17 protein-coding genes and 2 tRNA genes are annotated in these 17,062 nt (G+C 67.4%); 6 read left to right on the forward strand and 13 right to left on the reverse strand.

Annotated elements, in window-relative coordinates:
- Positions 1-76: 76 nt before the first annotated feature.
- Both WJ542_RS09020 and WJ542_RS09025 read right to left on the reverse strand, forming a co-directional pair.
- Positions 77-1,483 carry an MATE family efflux transporter gene (locus WJ542_RS09020; protein WP_411188980.1) on the reverse strand — a complete coding sequence of 469 codons (1,407 nt, stop codon included), beginning with the start codon at positions 1,481-1,483 and terminating at the stop codon, positions 77-79.
- A 132-nt stretch (positions 1,484-1,615) separates the two neighbouring features.
- Positions 1,616-1,837: an RNA-binding S4 domain-containing protein gene (locus tag WJ542_RS09025; RefSeq protein ID WP_411188981.1), complete on the reverse strand. Its 222-nt coding sequence runs from the start codon at positions 1,835-1,837 to the stop codon at positions 1,616-1,618.
- 187 nt (positions 1,838-2,024) lie between these two features.
- Between WJ542_RS09025 and WJ542_RS09030 the strand changes: the two genes are divergently transcribed.
- Entirely contained in the window at positions 2,025-4,181 is a 2,157-nt protein-coding gene (locus WJ542_RS09030; RefSeq protein ID WP_411188982.1) for an ATP-dependent helicase, read from the forward strand.
- A gap of 61 nt (positions 4,182-4,242) precedes the next feature.
- On the opposite strand, the gene WJ542_RS09035 is transcribed toward WJ542_RS09030, so the two are convergent.
- The 8 genes from WJ542_RS09035 to fdxA all read right to left on the reverse strand — a co-directional run bounded on the left by WJ542_RS09035 (position 4,243) and on the right by fdxA (position 8,664).
- Complete coding sequence (locus WJ542_RS09035) at positions 4,243-5,004, reverse strand: DUF4088 family protein (RefSeq protein ID WP_411188983.1); 762 nt, start codon at positions 5,002-5,004, stop codon at positions 4,243-4,245.
- Positions 5,005-5,198: 194 nt separating this feature from the next.
- On the reverse strand, positions 5,199-5,522 hold the full coding sequence (locus tag WJ542_RS09040) for an AzlD domain-containing protein (protein WP_411188984.1): 324 nt from the start codon (positions 5,520-5,522) through the stop codon (positions 5,199-5,201).
- Positions 5,519-6,205, reverse strand: a complete 687-nt coding sequence (locus WJ542_RS09045; protein ID WP_411190509.1) for an AzlC family ABC transporter permease — start codon at positions 6,203-6,205, stop codon at positions 5,519-5,521. The genes WJ542_RS09040 and WJ542_RS09045 overlap by 4 nt, the downstream gene beginning before the upstream one ends.
- A 160-nt stretch (positions 6,206-6,365) precedes the next feature.
- Positions 6,366-7,268, reverse strand: coding sequence for a helix-turn-helix transcriptional regulator (locus tag WJ542_RS09050; protein WP_411188985.1), 903 nt, complete (start codon positions 7,266-7,268; stop codon positions 6,366-6,368).
- Positions 7,269-7,351: 83 nt separating this feature from the next.
- A complete protein-coding gene (locus WJ542_RS09055) occupies positions 7,352-7,831 on the reverse strand; it encodes a CreA family protein (RefSeq protein WP_411188986.1) in 480 nt (159 codons plus the stop codon).
- 167 nt (positions 7,832-7,998) lie between these two features.
- Positions 7,999-8,074, reverse strand: a tRNA-Asn gene (locus WJ542_RS09060).
- A gap of 67 nt (positions 8,075-8,141) precedes the next feature.
- Positions 8,142-8,217, reverse strand: a tRNA-Asn gene (locus WJ542_RS09065).
- A gap of 123 nt (positions 8,218-8,340) precedes the next feature.
- Positions 8,341-8,664, reverse strand: a complete 324-nt coding sequence (fdxA, locus tag WJ542_RS09070) for a ferredoxin FdxA (protein WP_411188987.1) — start codon at positions 8,662-8,664, stop codon at positions 8,341-8,343.
- A gap of 287 nt (positions 8,665-8,951) precedes the next feature.
- Between fdxA and pncB the strand changes: the two genes are divergently transcribed.
- The 5 genes from pncB (at position 8,952) to WJ542_RS09095 (ending at position 14,876) form a co-directional block, all read left to right on the forward strand.
- Positions 8,952-10,154, forward strand: coding sequence for a nicotinate phosphoribosyltransferase (pncB, locus tag WJ542_RS09075; RefSeq protein ID WP_411188988.1), 1,203 nt, complete (start codon positions 8,952-8,954; stop codon positions 10,152-10,154).
- A 105-nt stretch (positions 10,155-10,259) separates the two neighbouring features.
- Entirely contained in the window at positions 10,260-10,922 is a 663-nt protein-coding gene (locus WJ542_RS09080) for a LutC/YkgG family protein (RefSeq protein ID WP_411188989.1), read from the forward strand.
- On the forward strand, positions 10,923-12,344 hold the full coding sequence (locus tag WJ542_RS09085; protein ID WP_411188990.1) for a sodium:proton antiporter: 1,422 nt from the start codon (positions 10,923-10,925) through the stop codon (positions 12,342-12,344).
- Between the two features lie 43 nt (positions 12,345-12,387).
- Complete coding sequence (locus WJ542_RS09090; RefSeq protein ID WP_411188991.1) at positions 12,388-13,377, forward strand: 2-hydroxyacid dehydrogenase; 990 nt, start codon at positions 12,388-12,390, stop codon at positions 13,375-13,377.
- Positions 13,374-14,876 (forward strand): DNA recombination protein RmuC, encoded by a 1,503-nt coding sequence (locus tag WJ542_RS09095; RefSeq protein ID WP_411188992.1) that lies wholly within the window; start codon positions 13,374-13,376, stop codon positions 14,874-14,876. Before WJ542_RS09090 ends, WJ542_RS09095 begins: the two co-directional genes overlap by 4 nt.
- Positions 14,877-14,891: 15 nt before the next feature.
- Here the strand turns inward: WJ542_RS09095 and WJ542_RS09100 are convergent, their stop codons facing one another.
- The 3 genes from WJ542_RS09100 to moeA form a co-directional block, all read right to left on the reverse strand.
- The gene (locus tag WJ542_RS09100; RefSeq protein WP_411188993.1) at positions 14,892-15,386 is read right to left on the reverse strand and encodes a GNAT family N-acetyltransferase; all 495 of its coding nucleotides are present in this window, start codon (positions 15,384-15,386) and stop codon (positions 14,892-14,894) included.
- Complete coding sequence (locus WJ542_RS09105; RefSeq protein ID WP_411188994.1) at positions 15,386-15,661, reverse strand: hypothetical protein; 276 nt, start codon at positions 15,659-15,661, stop codon at positions 15,386-15,388. Before WJ542_RS09105 ends, WJ542_RS09100 begins: the two co-directional genes overlap by 1 nt.
- A 67-nt stretch (positions 15,662-15,728) precedes the next feature.
- Positions 15,729-17,036 carry a molybdopterin molybdotransferase MoeA gene (gene moeA, locus WJ542_RS09110; RefSeq protein ID WP_411188995.1) on the reverse strand — a complete coding sequence of 436 codons (1,308 nt, stop codon included), beginning with the start codon at positions 17,034-17,036 and terminating at the stop codon, positions 15,729-15,731.
- Between the last annotated feature and the right edge of the window lie 26 nt (positions 17,037-17,062).

Raw genomic sequence — 17,062 nt, forward strand, 5'->3', positions numbered from 1 at the left:
AGGCGCGCCTCATGGACAACTGGACGGCGACCGTGGCGCGCCCATTTTAACCGGACGCTTAACTGCCCGAGGCGCGTCAGGCCTGGCGGGCTCCGGTGGCCGCGACGATGACGCGCCGCAGGCTCATCCGGTGAAAACGCAGCGTCATCAGCACGGCGACCGTGGCAAGGCCCGCGGCGAGGCCCCACCAGAGCCCGCGCGCGCCCAGCCCGAAGTGGAACGCGAGCGCATAGCCGATCGGAAAGCCGATGCCCCAGTAGCCGAGCGTTGCCGCCATCATCGGAATGCGCGTGTCCTTCAGGCCGCGCAGGCAGCCCGAGCCCACGGTCTGCACGCCGTCGGCGATCTGGAACAGCGCCGCCACGCCGAGCAGCGAGGTCGCGAGCGAGACGGTCGCAGCGTTCGCGGGATCGTCGAGATGCAGGTAGAGCCCGACGATCCAGTGCGGCGCGAACACCATCACGAGCGCCGAGAGCGACATGAAGCCTCCGCCCAGCGCGAGCGCGACGAGGCCGGCATGGCGTGCCGCGCCCGGCTGCCCGGCGCCGGACCAGTAGCCGACGCGCACATTGGCCGCCTGGCCGATTGCGAGCGGCACCATGAACGACACGGAGGCCACGTTCAATGCGATCTGGTGCGCGGCGAGCGGCGTTTCGCCGAGCAGGCCCATCAGCAGGCCGGTGACGAGGAACAGCATCGCCTCGACTGCGTAGGTGATCGCGACGGGCCAGCCGATCGAAACGAGTTCGCCCATCATGGGCCCCGTGGGCCGCCGCGCGGCGACGAAATGCTGATGCGAGGGCCGCAGGTGCAGGAGCGCCATCAGGACGATGGCGGTGAGCCAGATCGTGATGGCGGTCGCCGTTGCCGAGCCGAGGAAGCCGAGGTGCGGCAGTCCCCACGCGCCGTGGATCAGCCCGTAGTTGAGGAAGCCGTTGACGAACACGCACGCGAGCGACACCCACAGGAGGCGCTTCGCGGCGCCGATGGCCGGCAGGAACGAGCGCAGGAGCCCCACGGCGATCAGGCTCGCGGGCGCGCCCCAGCGCAGCACGGCCGCGTAGTCGCCAACGTGCTGCGCGAGGAGCGGCGGTTCGCCAAGTCTGAGCAGGATGGGGCCCGCAAACGAGAGCAGCGCGAACGCGGGCAGCGAGAGCAGCAGCGCGAGCGCGAAGCCGGTCCAGTAGATATGCGGCACGTCCTGATCGTTCTGCGCGCCGCGCGCCTGGGCGACGCTCACGCTTACCGAAGTCAGCACACCCTGCAGCACCGTCACGACGACGAAGAACAGGTTCGCGCCGAGCCCGCCCGCCGCAAGCGCATCCGCGCCGAGCGAGCCGAGCAGCACGGTGTCGGTCACGCTCATGGCCATCTGCGAAAGCTGGGCGATGGCGAGCGGGGCGGCGAGGCGCGCGGTGTCGGCGGCGTGGCGGGAAAGCGTGGGCGGCGCGATGGCGCGCGCGGAGAGCGTCGGTCGGGTCATAAAAGACAAGCGGCGCGAAGAGTCGCGCCGCGCGGCGTTTTAGCGTTTTATCGGGCGTTCTGTCGGAATCGACAGCTTATTGCGGGTTAGCCCTATTGTCGATCACGAAGCCCACTTCTGGTGCATTTTCTTTCATTCCGCTTCGCGGATCGCGATGCGCGTGTCGCCCAGCAGCACGACCTGGCCCGCGCGGACCTTGCAGGTCTTGCGCAGTTCGACCTCTCCGTCCACCTTCACCGCCCCCGAAGCGACGATCTGCTTGGCCGAGCCGCCGCTGTCGGCGAGCCCCGTGATCTTCAGGAGGTTGTGCAGTTCGACGAATTCGCCGGTCAACGTGAAATCGAGATTGGGCATGGCGAGGTCGGCTCGGGGCGCGGGAGGATGCATTCGAAGGGTTCGCATCATACGGCATGCGGAGGATGGGGCCAACGGGAGGCTTTGAGCCTGAATACTGCCAGATCGCATCAGGATCGGTGCTTGCCGGCGTGGGGTGTATGGATATACAGTATGCGTCGCCCCTTGTTTCCAGACGCCCACTGCCGTGTCCAGCGTAGTCGAAAACCCCGCCGCGAGCGATGTCGTTGCCACCGCAGTTTCCACTGAGGTTGCCAACTGGCTCTCGAAGCTCAACGACGCCCAGCGGGCGGCTGTCGAGCATGGCGGCCCGGACGGTTTCGCGCCCGGCGCGACGCTGCCCCCGCCGCTCCTCGTGATTGCCGGCGCGGGGTCGGGCAAGACCAATACGCTCGCGCATCGCGTCGCGCATCTTGTCGTCAACGGCGCCGATCCGCATCGCATCCTGCTTCTCACGTTCTCACGCCGCGCGGCCGAGGAAATGAAACGCCGAGTGGGCCGCATCGCCGCGGGCGTGCCGGGCGCGGCGGCCGCGCTCGCGCAGGGACTCACGTGGGCGGGCACGTTTCACGGCGTCGGCGCGCGCCTGTTGCGCGAATACGCCGAGCAGATCGGCCTTTCGCCGGCCTTCACGATCAACGACCGCGAGGATTCCGCCGACCTGATGAACCTCGTGCGCCACGAGTTGGGTCTCTCGGCGAAAGAGCGGCGCTTTCCGTCGAAGAACACCTGCCTCGCCATCTATTCGCGCGTCGTCAACACCGGCGACACGCTCGTGAACGTGCTGAACCGCTCGTTTTCGTGGTGCCTCGAGTGGGAGCCGCAATTGAAGGCGCTCTTTGCGGCCTACGTCGATGCGAAGCAGAAGCAGAGCGTGCTCGACTACGACGACCTGCTGCTCTACTGGGCGCACATGGCCGCGGAGCCCTCGCTTGCCGCCGATCTGGCGGGCCGCTTCGATCACGTGCTCGTGGACGAGTACCAGGACACCAACCGCCTGCAGGCCGCCATCCTGCTCGCGCTCAAACCCGACGGACGCGGCCTCACGGTGGTCGGCGACGACGCCCAGGCCATCTACTCGTTTCGCGGCGCGACAGTGCGCAACATCCTCGATTTCCCCGCGCAGTTCGATCCGCCCGCGCGCCAGGTCACGCTCGAGCGCAACTATCGCTCGACGCAGCCCATCCTCGCCGCGTCGAATGCCGTGATCGATGCCGCGCGCGAGCGCTTCACGAAGAATCTCTGGAGCGACCGGCCCTCGGCGCAGCGTCCGCGCCTCGTGACGGTCGCCGACGAGGCCACTCAGGCGCGCTACGTCGTCGAACAGATTCTGGAGGCGCGCGAGACGGGCATGAAGCTCAAGCAGCAAGCCGTGCTGTTTCGCGCCGCTCACCACAGCGCGGCGCTCGAAATCGAACTCGCGCGGCGCAACATCCCGTTCGTGAAGTTCGGCGGACTGCGCTTTCTCGATGCCGCGCACGTCAAGGACGTGCTCGCGGTGCTGCGCTGGGCGGAGAATCCGCTCGACCGCGTGGCGGGTTTTCGGGTCGCCCAGTTGTTGCCGGGCGTCGGGCCCGCGACGGCCGCGCGGCTGCTCGACCAGGTCGCGGCCTGCACGGGCGCGTATCGCGCGGCCGAAGCGCTCGCGGCGTTTGCGCCGCCGCCGCGCGCCGCCGAGGACTGGGCCGCTTTCGCCGCGCTGATCGAGGATATCGGCCGGCGCGCGACGCCGTGGCCCGCCGAGTTCGAGCGCGTACGCCGCTGGTACGAGCCGCACCTCGAGCGCAACCACGAGGACGCGGCCGTGCGCCTCGCGGATCTGCTGCAGATGGAGAGCATCGCGAGCACCTATGCCTCGCGCGAGCGCTTTCTGACGGAACTTACGCTCGATCCGCCCGACGCCACGAGCGCGGAATCGGCCAATCCACTGCTCGACGAGGACTACCTGATCCTCTCGACGATCCACTCCGCGAAAGGGCAGGAGTGGCGCAACGTGTTCGTGCTCAACGGCGTGGATGGCTGCATCCCGTCCGATCTCGGCGCGGGCAGCGACGAAGAACTGGAAGAGGAACGTCGCCTGCTCTACGTGGCGATGACGCGTGCGAAAGAGGATCTGCACATCGTCGTGCCGCAGCGCTTCTACGTCCACAACCAGACCGCCTCGGGCGACCGTCACATATGGGCTTCGCGCACGCGCTTCATTGCAGCGGCGGCGCTGCCGCTCTTCGAGTCGCGCGCGTGGCCGCCCGCGCCCGCCGTCGCGCCGCCGAGCGCGGCCGGCCTTGCCGCCGCCGCGCAGGCGAAGATCGAGATCGGTGCGAAGCTCAGGAAGATGTGGGATTAGGCGGGCGAGGGTGGCCGCTCGGGGCGCCGGTAGTTGGACGCCCCGCGGTCAGACGCCCTCCTCAATTCGACTGGCGGCGCGGCTGGCTGCGCTGCGGCGGCACGAAGAAGTTGCGCAGCCACGCGGCGAGGCGCGTGAAGATGTCGTCGGGTTCCTCGACGAAGATTTCAGGCTTGAGCAGCCGCAGGTACTCCATGATCTGCTGCGCCTCCTGCTTCTGGAACACGCCATGCGTGATCGCGAGCCGCAACAGGCCGCGCAGCTCACCGAGGCGCTCGCGCGCCGTGCTGCCCGAGCTCGTCTCGCAGCCGATCTTCGCCTCGTAGATACGCTGGCGCAGCGACTCCGAGAGACGCCAGGCCGGCGTCTGCATCTGCTCTTCCAGCGTCTGCATGTCCTGCACGGACGACTTGATCTGCGCCGCGAGCGGATCGATCAGCACCTGCTCGCCCTGCGCCTCGTCCACGATTGCCGCCGCCCATTCGCGGCACTGCTTGGCCAGCTCCTCAGGCGTCCATTCGGGGCGCGAGGCGAAACCGAAACCGAACTCGCTCGCTTGCCGCATCAGGATCGACACGACTTCGGGAAATTCCTTGTCGAGCGTGCGCTTTGCCCAGGCATACTGGCCGCCCGTCAGCATGCGGTGCACCGCGTTCTCGGTGAGCGGCACCATGTTGTCCAGCAGCTTGGCGCGCAGAAAATCCTCGAACGCCGGCGTCGCGAACTGCGGGTCGAGCTTCAGCGAGACGCGCAGGAAGGCGTCGAAGTCCTTGCGCAGCGACGCCAGCGTTTCGTCCTTGAGATTGAGGGTGATGTGCCCCATTGTGGTTGCCCCGTGTGATCCTTGCCGCACTGCGCCGTGCTGGCTGTCGCCCGGCCCGGGTGACGCCGTGCGGCGCCTCCGCGAATATGCGAACACGCGGGCGACGGCGCCAAAGCAGGCCTTGACGGGATTAACGGCCTCGCGGAGCGAAACTTGAGACAAGCTTGGCTGGAGGCGGCGCGCGGCCGCGCGCCTTAGCGCAAAACGACGCCTTGCCAGAGAAAGAACACACCCAGGCCGACCGCGATCGTGACGAGCGGCCGCCGCGTGAGCACGCTGACGACGATGGCGGCGAGCGCGCCCACGAGCTGCGGATTGCGCCAGTTAAGCTCGGCGCCGTGACCGTGCGGCGAGACGGCCATCGGCACGATGATCGCGGTGAGTACCGTAACGGGCACGAAACCGAGCGCGGTGCGCACGAGCGGCGGGAACACGAGCCGCTCGCCGAGCACGAAGACGGCCGTGCGCACGAGCCAGGTGATGAGGGCCATGCCGAGGATCAAGACGACGTAGCTCATTGGCGGGCTCCGGCGGCGGTGCGCGGTCCGGTGCGCTGGGTGGCACGCGGCAGCGACAGCGCCACGCCCACTACGACGCCTGCCAGCACGGCGGCGAGCAGCCCGAGCTTGTACGGCCAGCCCTGCCAGAAGAAGGCGAGCGCGCCGGCCGTGACGGCAGCGGCCACATAGCGCACGGCGACGAGCTGCGGCACGACGATGGCGATGAAGGTGGCGACCATCGCGAAATCGAGCCCGAGCGACTGCAGGCCTGGGAAGGCGGCGCCGAACAGCAGGCCGACGGCGGTCCAGATCTGCCAGTTCACGTACATCGCGACGCCCGAGCCGAGGAAGTGCCAGGGCGAAACATCGTCGCCGGGCGGATGGCGGCGGAAGTGTGCCCAGGCGACGGCGAAGACTTCGTCGGTGAGGAGCCCGCCCAGCACGAGACGCCAGCGCAACGGCAGGTGCGAAACGTAGGGGGCGAGCGTCGCGCTGTAGAGCACGTGGCGCAGGTTGACGACGAGCGTGGTCGCCCAGATCACGACGAAACTCGCGTGCGAGGCAATCAGGCCGAGCGCGATGAACTGCGCGGACCCGGCGAACACGGCCAGCGACATGAGCTGGCCATGCCAGAGCGCCAGCGGGCCCGAGGTCACGAGCGTGCCGAAGATGACGCCGAACGGCGCGGCGCCGACCATCATGGGGATCGTGTCGCGCGCGCCCGCGACGAACTCTTGGGAACGGGTGGGGTGAGTGGTCAAGTTGTCCTCCTGAGACTGGAGGACAGCGTAGCGCCCCGGCCGGCGCCTGGCTTGTACGTTCTTGCGGCGGCGCTAATAGTGCTACTGGTGCTAATGGCGCTTACGGTGCCTGCCAGCGTCCCGGCGGCACGCCGAACATGCGGCGGAAGTGCCGCGTGAAGTGACTCTGGTCGGTGAAACCGGCGGCGCTGGCGACGTCGGCGACCGTGGCGCCCGCGCGCAGCGGCGCGAGCGAGCGCTGCAGGCGCAACTGCGTGCGCCATGCGTGCGGCGGCAGGCCGGTGGCCTGCGTGAAGAGCCGGGTGGCATGAAACGGCGAAAGGCCAACCGCTTTGGCGAGATCGGCGATACGCAATGGCGCCGTGAGATCGGCGGCGAGCAGGGCCTTCATCGTCTCCACGCGCGGATCGTCCGGCAAAGCGCGCACGGGTGCCGCCTCCGTGTGGGCATGGCGCGCGAGCAGGGTCGAGAGTGCATCGACGAGGGCGCATTCCACCCCCAGCAGATCGCTGCCGGGGCTCGGTGTGCCGGTCACGACCGGATTTTCCGCATCGGCCCTGGTCCGGGCCGCGTGGTGCCGGTCGACATCGGCTTCGAGTAGCCGGTGCGCGTGGGAGAGACGCCGGGCCAGATCGGGATCGCGGATCACCTCGGAGCCGAACCACGGCAGCGGCTGCGTTCGACCGGCGATTTCGTCGGCCAGGCCGTGCAGATAGTCGATCGGCACGTACATCACGCGATAGCGCCAGCCTTCGTCCACTGCGCGCGAACCGGTGTGCAGCTCGCCGGGATGGATGACCGGCACGGTTCCCGCTTCCGCCACGTACTGCGCGCCCCGGTAGCGGTAGCACTCCGCGCCGTCCTCGATCACGGGAATGGCGTAGGCCTCGTGCCAGTGCGGCGCGAACGTGTGCTCGTGATACTCGGCCGTGACGAGATCCGCGCCGGGCAAAAGCGGTGTGCGCCAGTAGCGGGCGAAATCTCGGAAACGGCGGGTGGTCATGGCGGCAAGCAATCGGGGCGGGCGTCTTTCAGTGTAGCGCGCCCGCGAGCGGACGGGCGAGCGGGCGCGGCGCGGGAAGGGCGCTAGCGCAGCGGGATCGCCGTGCCCGCCGGCACGGGCACGGCGGTGACGCTGTTCTTGGCGCTGCCGCTCACTACCCGGTCGCTGTAGGTCAGATAGACGAGCGCGTTGCGCTTCGCGTCCACCACGCGCACGACGTGCAAGGTCTTGAAGAGGAAGGACATGCGCTCGTTGAACACGTCGTCCTGCTGCTTGAGCGGCCCGGTGAAGGAGATCGCGCCCACCTGGCGGCAGGCGATGGAGGCTTCGGTCGGATCCTCGGCAATGCCGAGCGTACCCTTCACGCCGCCCGTGCGAGCGCGCGAGACATAGCAGGTGATGCCGTGCACCTGCGGATCGTCATAGGCCTCGACGACAACGCGGTCGGAGCCGGTGAGGTGGAAATTGGTGTTCACGCTGCCGATCTGTTCGGCGTGGGCGGTGGCGAGTGCGAAGCCGAGGGCGGTGCCGCTCAGCAGGGCGATGAATCGAGATGCGGACATATCGGATTCCCGAGGGTAGCGAACCGTCATTATCGGGCAGGCCGGTTCGCCCGCCAGTGCCTGGTGCACGGATAGCGGGCAAAGCCACGCGACAGCTCGTGCTGCGCAAGGGTGGCGCGAAAAAAGAAAAAGGCGTTGCGCGAAAATCGCGCAACGCCTTCGATTTTTGGCTCCCCGACCTGGGCTCGAACCAGGGACCTACGGATTAACAGTCCGGCGCTCTACCGACTGAGCTATCGGGGAACAGCAATACAGCAACTCTTCACGACATAAAAAAGCCCGTTGTGGTTAACGGGCTTTTGCGATTCTTTGGCTCCCCGACCTGGGCTCGAACCAGGGACCTACGGATTAACAGTCCGGCGCTCTACCGACTGAGCTATCGGGGATCAACAAAAGCAGAGAACGAGATTTTAGGAGGTACGGATGGGTCTGTCAATACCTCGGCGCCATCCCAAAAACAATTCCGTTCCGGAACGCAACGGCGCAACACGCGCCTGGGTTCAGCGCGATTAGCGTGCCAAAAGCGCGAGTTTGTCCTTCACATCCTTGAATTCGTCGGCTTCGGGCAGCGGGGCCTTGGTCTTGGTGATGCTCGGCCAGTCCTTCGCCAGCTCGGCGTTCAGGGCGGTGAAATGCTGCTGGTCGCCAGGCACGTCTTCTTCGGCGTAGATGGCGTTCACCGGGCACTCGGCCACGCACACGGCGCAGTCGATGCACTCGTCAGGATCGATCGCGAGGAAGTTGGGACCTTCGCGAAAGCAGTCCACCGGGCACACATCGACGCAGTCGGTATAGCGGCACTTGATGCAGCTTTCGGTCACAACGTGGGTCATTCAGGCAGCTCCTGCAAGCTTTTGTATCGTGGGAAGGCGCGTGGGCCGAAACCCTTATTGTAACTGAATGCGAATTTTCGCTGCGAGAGGCCCGCAAGCGCGCTTATATCGTTTCGTGATTAGTTTATGGCACAGCCCGGGACATCCCAGGCTCCCTGCCGCGGTCACCGTGAAATCTTCGCAAAGCGCGCTGCAACGCGCGTGGGCATGCCCGGCAGGGCGGTGAATGCGTACGCATTCGGGTAACATGGGCGCGCGTCCTCAGAATGCAGTCCGGCTGGCTCATCATGATCATTACTTCGCTGCTCGATACCGATCTCTACAAATTCACGATGATGCAGGTGGTGCTGCATCACTTTCCGGCCGCGAGCGTGGAATACCGCTTCCGCTGCCGCACGCCGGACGTCGATCTCGTTCCTTACGTCGACGAGATCCGCAGCGAGATCCAGAAGCTCTGCCGGCTGCGCTTTTCCGAAGTCGAGCTCGACTACCTGCGCCGTATGCGTTTCATCAAGGGCGATTTCATCGATTTCCTCGCGCTCTTCCATCTGAACGAGAAGTACATCTCGGTGACGCCTTCGCCGAAGAACAACGGCGAGATCGACATCGAGATCAAGGGGCCGTGGCTGCACACGATTCTCTTCGAGATTCCGGTGCTCGCCATCGTCAACGAGGTCTACTTCCGCAACACGCAGCACCATCCGCAATACGACGAAGGCCGCGAGCGTCTGCGCCGCAAGATCGAACTGCTCGGCGCGAAGCCCGAGTTCGCCGACTGCAAGATCGCCGACTACGGCACGCGCCGCCGTTTCTCGAAGCGCTGGCACGAAGAGGTGATCCTCACGCTCAAGGAGGATCTCGGCGAGCAGTTCACGGGCACGAGCAACGTGTACTACGCCATGAAGCACAATCTCACGCCGCTCGGCACGATGGCGCACGAGTACCTGCAGGCGTGCCAGGCGCTCGGGCCGCGTTTGCGCGACTCGCAGATCTATGGTTTCGAGATGTGGGCGAAGGAGTATCGCGGCGACCTGGGCATCGCGCTGTCGGACGTGTACGGCATGCAGGCCTTCCTGCGCGACTTCGACATGTACTTCTGCAAGCTCTTCGACGGCGCGCGCCACGACTCGGGCGATCCCTTCGAGTGGGGCGAGCGCCTGCTCAAGCACTACGAGGACAACCGCTGCGACACGCGCACGAAGACCATGATCTTCTCGGACGCGCTCGACATTCCGAAAGTGCTGCGGCTCTACGAGCGTTTTCGCGGGCGCTGCCGGCTCGCATTCGGCGTCGGCACGAACCTCACGAACGACCTCGGCTATCAGCCGCTGCAGATCGTCATCAAGATGGTCCGCTGCAACGGCCAGCCCGTCGCGAAGCTCTCCGATTCGCCGGGCAAGAACATGTGCGACGACAAGGCCTATCTCGCGTATCTGCGCCAGGTGTTCGGCATCGAGCAGCCCACCGAAGAAGAAAGCGCGGGCAAGTAGCGCCGCAAACGGGGCGAGGCGGCCAGCGGGGTGGCCCCGTTATAATCGGCACCAATGCCGCGCGCGAGCGCGCAGCGCTTTTCTTCAACGCAACGAGGATCGCCCATGGACACCACGGCCGCCCGCCGCAGCATACTCGCGCGCATTCGCGCGGCTCAGGGCCGCGAGGCGGCGCCCGCCGCGTCCGAGCGCGAGGCCGTGGCCGACTATCTTGCGCATCATCCCGAAGGGCCGCGGCCCACGCTCGAAGGCGACCTCGTCGCGCGCTTCGTGCGCGAAGCGCAGAAGATGTCCAGCACCGTCGAGGAAGTCGAAGGCATGGCCGCCGTGCCGGCCGCCGCGCAGCGCTATCTCGTCGAACGTGGCCTCGCCGTCAACGCAGTGGCCTGGGCCACGCTCGCTTCGCTCGACTGGGCTGCCGCGGGCCTCGCCGTCGAATTCCGCAAGCCCGAGGATCGCGATCTGGTCGGCCTCACAGGCTGCTTCTGCGCCACGGCAGAGACGGGCACGCTCGTTCTGCTTTCGAGTCCCGAGACCTGGGCCTCGGGCGCGCTGCTGCCCGAAACGCACATTGCCGTCGTGCCCGCGTCGCGCATCGTCGCGGGCCACGAGGACGCCTTCGCGCTGATGCGCGCCGAACGCGGCGAGTTGCCCCGCGCCGTCAACTTCGTCTCGGGGCCGTCGCGCACCGGCGACATCGAGCAGACCATCATCCTTGGCGCGCACGGACCTTACCGCGTGCACGTCATCGTCGTGCATGGCGCGTAAATGACGCACAAGCGCTGCGCCGCGGCGCTCGCCGCCGTCCTGGCGCTGCTGCCTGCCTGCGCGCATGCCGAAGGCGTCGACGGCGCGATGCTCCCCGCCACCTGGGGCCTGCCCTTCGCGGGCATGCTCTTGTCGATCGCCTTCTACCCGATGTTCGCGCCGGTATTCTGGCACCGGCATTTCGGCAAGATCGCCGCCGCATGGGCGCTCGCGTTCCTCGTGCCGTTCGCCGCGACGCACGGCATCGCCGCCACCTGGCCGATGTTCCTGCACGCGCTGATCGACGAGTATCTGCCGTTCATCGTCCTGCTCGGCTCGCTTTATACGATTGCGGGCGGCATCTGCGTGTACGGCACGCTGCACGGCTCGCCGCGCACGAATACGGCGATCCTCGCGCTGGGCGCGCTGCTCGCGAGCGTCATGGGCACGACCGGCGCGGCCATGCTGCTGATCCGGCCGCTCTTGCGCGCGAACGACAACCGGCGCCACAACGTTCACGTCGTGGTGTTCTTCATCTTTCTCGTGGCGAACGCGGGCGGGATGCTCACGCCGCTCGGCGACCCGCCGCTTTTTCTCGGCTTTCTGAACGGCGTGGGTTTCTTCTGGACTACGCAGCATCTCGTCTTGCCGATGCTGTTTGTCTGCGGCGTGCTGCTCGCCGTGTTCTACGTGCTCGACGCGCGGTTCTTCGGCCGCGAAGGCGAAACGCGCGCCGCGTTCCTCGACCCGACGCCCGACACAGGCTGGCTCGGCATCGGCGGCAAGTTCAATTTCGTGCTGCTCGCGGGCGCGATCGGTCTCGTGCTGCTGAGCGGGGTCTGGAAGCCGGGTATTGCGTTCGCGGTGCCGGGGGCGCACATCGAATTGCAGAACCTCGTGCGCGACGCCGGCCTCGTGCTGCTCGCGGTCGCGTCGCTTGTTTTCACGCCGCGCGAAGCGCGCGCCGGCAACGAGTTCAACTGGGCGCCCATTGCCGAGGTCGCGAAGCTTTTCGCGGGCATCTTCGTGACCATCGCGCCGGTCATCGCGATCCTGCGCGCGGGCGAGGCGGGTGCGTTCGCGGGCCTCATCCGCCTCGTGAACGACGCGCCGGGCCGACCCAACGACGCGATGTACTTCTGGGCAACGGGCCTCCTGTCGTCGTTTCTCGACAATGCGCCAACTTGGCTCGTGTTCTTCAATCTCGCGGGCGGCGACGCTTCAGCGCTCATGACATCGGGCGCGAAGACGCTCGCGGCGATTTCGGCGGGAGCGGTGCTGATGGGAGCGAACACCTACATCGGCAACGCGCCGAATTTCATGGTGAAGGCGATCGCGGAATCGCGCGGCGTGCGCATGCCGGGCTTCTTCGGCTATCTTGGCTGGTCCTGCGCGATACTGGTGCCGATATTTCTGGCGGCGACCTGGCTCTTTTTCGCCTGAGCGTCGCCCGCGTGTGCAACCGAAACTGAAGTGGAGAGCAACGATGCAGAAGATCTTCGTGGCGCGGCCCATTTTTCCCGACGTGATCGAGCGCCTCAAGCAGCATTTCGAGGTGGACTGGAACACCGGCGACGCGCTGCCGGCCGACGAACTCGCGCGGCGTCTCGCCGACAAGGACGGCGCGCTCACGGCCGGCGACCCGGTCAACGCCGCAACGCTCGCGGCGGCGCCGCGCCTGCGCGTGGTTGCGAACATGGCTGTGGGATACAACAACTTCGACATGGCGGCGTTCAACGCTGCGAACGTGCTGGGCACCAACACGCCCGACGTGCTCAACGAAACCACGGCCGACTTCGGCTGGGCGCTGATGATGGCGGCCGCGCGCCGCATCACGGAGTCGGAGCACTTCCTGCGCGCGGGCAAATGGGAGAAGTGGTCGTACGACATGTTTCTCGGGCCGGACCTCTACGGTTCGACGCTCGGCATCGTCGGCATGGGCCGCATCGGCCAGGCGATCGCGCGGCGCGCGCAGGGTTTCAATATGCGCGTGATCTATCACAACCGTTCGCGCGTCGCGCCGGAAATTGAAGCTGAACTGAATGCCGAATACCGCACGAAGGAGGCGCTCCTGCGCGAGGCCGATCACGTTGTGCTCGTGCTGCCCTACACGGCGGAAAACCATCACACGATCGGCGCGGCGGAGCTTGCTCTGATGAAACCCACGGCGACGCTCACCAATGTCGCGCGCGGTGGCATCGTCGATGATGCCGCGCTGGCCGAGGCGCTGCGCGAGCGCCGCATCGCGGCAGCCGGCCTCGACGTGTTCGAAGGCGAGCCGAAGGTGCATCCGGCGCTGCTGACGGTGTCCAACGTCGTGCTCACACCGCACATCGCGAGCGCGAGCGAGGCGACGCGCCGCGCGATGGCGAACCTTGCCGCCGACAACCTCATCGCCGCGCTGGGCGAGGGGCCGCGCGCGGGGCGCCCGCCCAATCCGATCAATCCTGAAGTCATGGGGAAAGCCCGTTCATGAGTCCCTTGCTGTTGATGTCCGTCGCGACGCTGCTGGTCGCGATTGCTCTCGTCGTCGCCCTCGTCGCGCTGATGCGCGCTCGCCGGGGTGACGAAGCCGAAGCGGCGCACGCGCTCCACGAAGGGCTGGACGCGCTGGGCGATCGTCTTGCCGCTTCGACCGAGACGCAGTCGCGCGCCGCCGAGCGCATCGAGCGCGAGCTGCGCAACGAGATCGCGCGCACGGCGCAGGCCTCGCGCAGCGAGTTCGGCGGCGGCTTTGCTCAGGTGCAGCAGGCGCTGGCCGCGCACCTCACGAGCATCGCGACGGTGCAGAACAACCAGATCGAGGGCTTCGCGCAGCAGCTCGTCAAGCTGACGGAGACCAATGCGCAGCAGCTCGAAGCGGTGCGCCAGAGCTTGCAGCAGCAGGCGCAGCAGGCGCGCGAGGAGCAGGGCAACGCGTTGCGCCATTTCGGCGGCGTGCTGGCGCAGCAGCTCGCGCAGCTCACGGAGGCGAACGACCGGCGCTTCGCCGAAGTGCGCGCGACGCTGGAGCAGCGCCTGAAGGATATCGAGGCGAACAACGCCGCGAAGCTCGAAGAGATGCGCCGCACCGTCGACGAAAAGCTGCATGCGACGCTCGAACAGCGCCTCGGCGAGTCGTTCAAGCTCGTGTCGGATCGTCTGGAGCAGGTGCATCGCGGGCTGGGCGAGATGCAGACACTGGCGGCCGGCGTCGGCGATCTGAAGAAGGTGCTCACGAACGTGAAGACGCGCGGCACGTGGGGCGAGGTCCAGCTCGAGGCGCTGCTCGAACAGATGCTCACGCCGGACCAGTACGCAAAGAACGTTGCGACGGTGCCGAAGAGCAACGAACGCGTCGAGTTCGCGATTCGCCTGCCAGGGCGCGGAGACGCCGACGGCACGGCCGCGCCCGTGTGGCTGCCGGTGGACGCGAAATTCCCGCGCGAGGACTACGAGCGCCTGATCGACGCGCAGGAACGCGCCGACGCGGCGGGCATCGAGGAAGCGGGCCGCGCGCTGGAGGCGCGCGTGCGGGCCGAGGCGCGCACGATTGCGGAGAAGTACGTCGCGCCGCCGCACACCACGGATTTCGCGCTGCTCTTCCTGCCGACCGAGGGGCTCTACGCGGAAATCCTGCGCCGCCCGGGCCTGACCGACCTGCTGCAGCGCGATTTCCGCGTGACGGTGGCGGGGCCCACGACGCTGACGGCACTCCTCAACAGCCTGCAGATGGGCTTCCGCACGCTCGCCATCGAGCGCCGGTCGAGTGAGGTGTGGCAGGTGCTGGGCGCGGTGAAGACCGAGTTCGGCAAGTTCGGCGACGTGCTCGCGAAGACGAAATCGCAGCTCGAGACGGTGACGCGCTCGATCGAGGCCGCCGAGGTGCGCACGCGCGCGATGAATCGCAAGCTGCGCGACGTGGAGGCGCTGCCGGGCGAGGAAGCGACGGACCTGCTGGGCGACGCCTTGCGCAACGGCGCCGCCGACGAGTAAGCGGCGTGCTCTGGCTCAGGCCGGCTGTTCGGCCGGCGCGGCGAGGCGTTCGAGCGCGTCGCCAGCCACGCGCACGACGCGCCATTCCGGCAGCACAGTCGCGCCCATCTTCTCGTAGAAGCTGATGGCCGGCTGGTTCCAGTCGAGCACGGTCCACTCGAAGCGTCCGCACTGACGCTCCACGGCGATGGCCGCGAGCGCGCGCAGCATGGCCGTGCCGAGACCCGTGCCGCGCTGCGACGGCTGCACGTAGAGGTCTTCCAGGTAGAGCCCGCGGCGGGCGAGGAAGGTCGAATAGTTGTGGAAGAAGAGCGCATAGCCGACGATCTTCCCGGCGTCTTCGGCCACCAGCGCTTCCGCTGCGGGACGCGCGCCGAAGAGCGCATCGGCGAGCCCCTCGGGCGTGCCGACGAACAGATGCGTGAGTTTTTCGAACTCGGCCAGTTCGTACATCAGCGCGTGCATGGCGCCGACGTCGGCCGGCGTGGCCGTGCGGATCGTGGCCGCCATTACGCTTCTTCCGGCGCGTCGGCGAGGTGGATCTCGATGCCGCCGAAGCGCGCCGCGACCCAGTTATAGGCGTGGCAGGCGATCCACAACAGGATGAAGCCGACGATCGCGTTGAGCAGCAGCGCGCTGAAGACGGTGGCCAGTTCGAAGGTGCCGTAGCGCAGGAACGCGACAACGGCGACGAGCAGCACGAGCGGCACGCTGAACGTCAGATACACGAGGATGAGCGCCTTGGCAGTCTGCCCCGCGGCAATGAACGAGATCTGTTTTTTCATGTGAGTCGGTCCGTATGGCGTGGTGGACGTATGGAATTCGGCAAAGGCTGGAAAGGGCTGGCTCGTGCTAGACGAGTCCGTCGAAAAGCATGATGTCGACGGCGTCGCCGGCGTCGAGATCGGAGGCTTCATGGGCGAGCACGATAAAGCAATTTGCCTCGCTCATGGTACTGAGCGCGCCGGAACTTTGTGATCCCGTTGGCACGACGCGCCACTCGCCGCGTTCGCCGCGTTCCTCCCGGCGCGCCTGGCCGCGCTGGAATTCGGTGCGGCCGGCCCGCTTGCGGATCGGCGCGTCGCAGCGCGCCGGGATCAGCGGCACGGGCTGCGGGGCGGCGCCGGCCATGGCGAGCAGGGCGGGGCGCACGATCTGGTAGAACGTCACCATCGTCGCGACCGGGTTGCCCGGCAAGCCGAAGATGAGCGCCGCACGTCCCGTGCCGGGTTTGCCGCCCGACCAGATGCGGCCGAAGGCGAGCGGCCGGCCGGGGCGCATTGCGAGGCCCCAGAAGGCGACGTCGCCGAGCGTCTGCAATTGCTGGCGCGTGAAATCCGCTTCGCCAACCGAGACGCCGCCCGAGGTCAGCACCACGTCGGCGCATTCGGCGGCCTGCTTCAGCGTGGCGGCGAGCGCGGCCGGCTCGTCGCGCACGAGGCCGAGGTCGATGGCCTCGACGCCGAGCCGCTCGAGCATGGCGCCCAGCGTGTAGCGGTTGCTGTCGTAGATGCAGCCCGCTTCCAGCGGCTCGCCCGGCGAGCGCAATTCGTCGCCGGTCGAGAAGTAGGCCACGCGCAGCCGTTGCTTCACGTCGACGTCGATGAGGCCGAGCGAGGCGATCAGGCCGATGTCGGCGGCGCGCAGGATGCGACCGGCGCGCAGCGCGGCGCTGCCCTTCGCGAGATCTTCGCCGCGGCGGCGGCGGTTGGCGCCGCACGCGACGGCTTGCGCGGCGAACGTCACGCAATCGCCCTCGCGCCGCGTGTGTTCCTGCGGGACGACCGTGTCGCAGCCGGCGGGCATCGGCGCGCCGGTCATGATGCGCACGCACGCGCCCGATGCGATCTCGCCTGCGTACGGATGTCCTGCAAAGGCCTTGCCCGCGACCTTGAGGGTCAGCGTGCCGCCGGTCTGGCTTTGCAGCGCGGCGCCGTCGAACGCGTAGCCGTCCATGGCGGCGTTGTCGTGCGCGGGGACGTCGATCGGCGAGATCACGTCCGTCGCGAGCACGCGCGCCAGCGCATCGCGCAACGGCACGCGCTCGCTTGCCGCGAGCGGTGTGACCCATTGCAGCACGATGGCCTGGGCGGCGCTTACGGGCAGGGCTTGAGGATCGTAACGGCTGACGCAACCGGACAAAGTGTTAAGCGTGGTCATCGGGTGGGGAGGCGGCGCGTTAAGCC

The organism is Paraburkholderia yinzeri, assembly GCF_046581065.1.
Classification (GTDB): domain Bacteria; phylum Pseudomonadota; class Gammaproteobacteria; order Burkholderiales; family Burkholderiaceae; genus Paraburkholderia.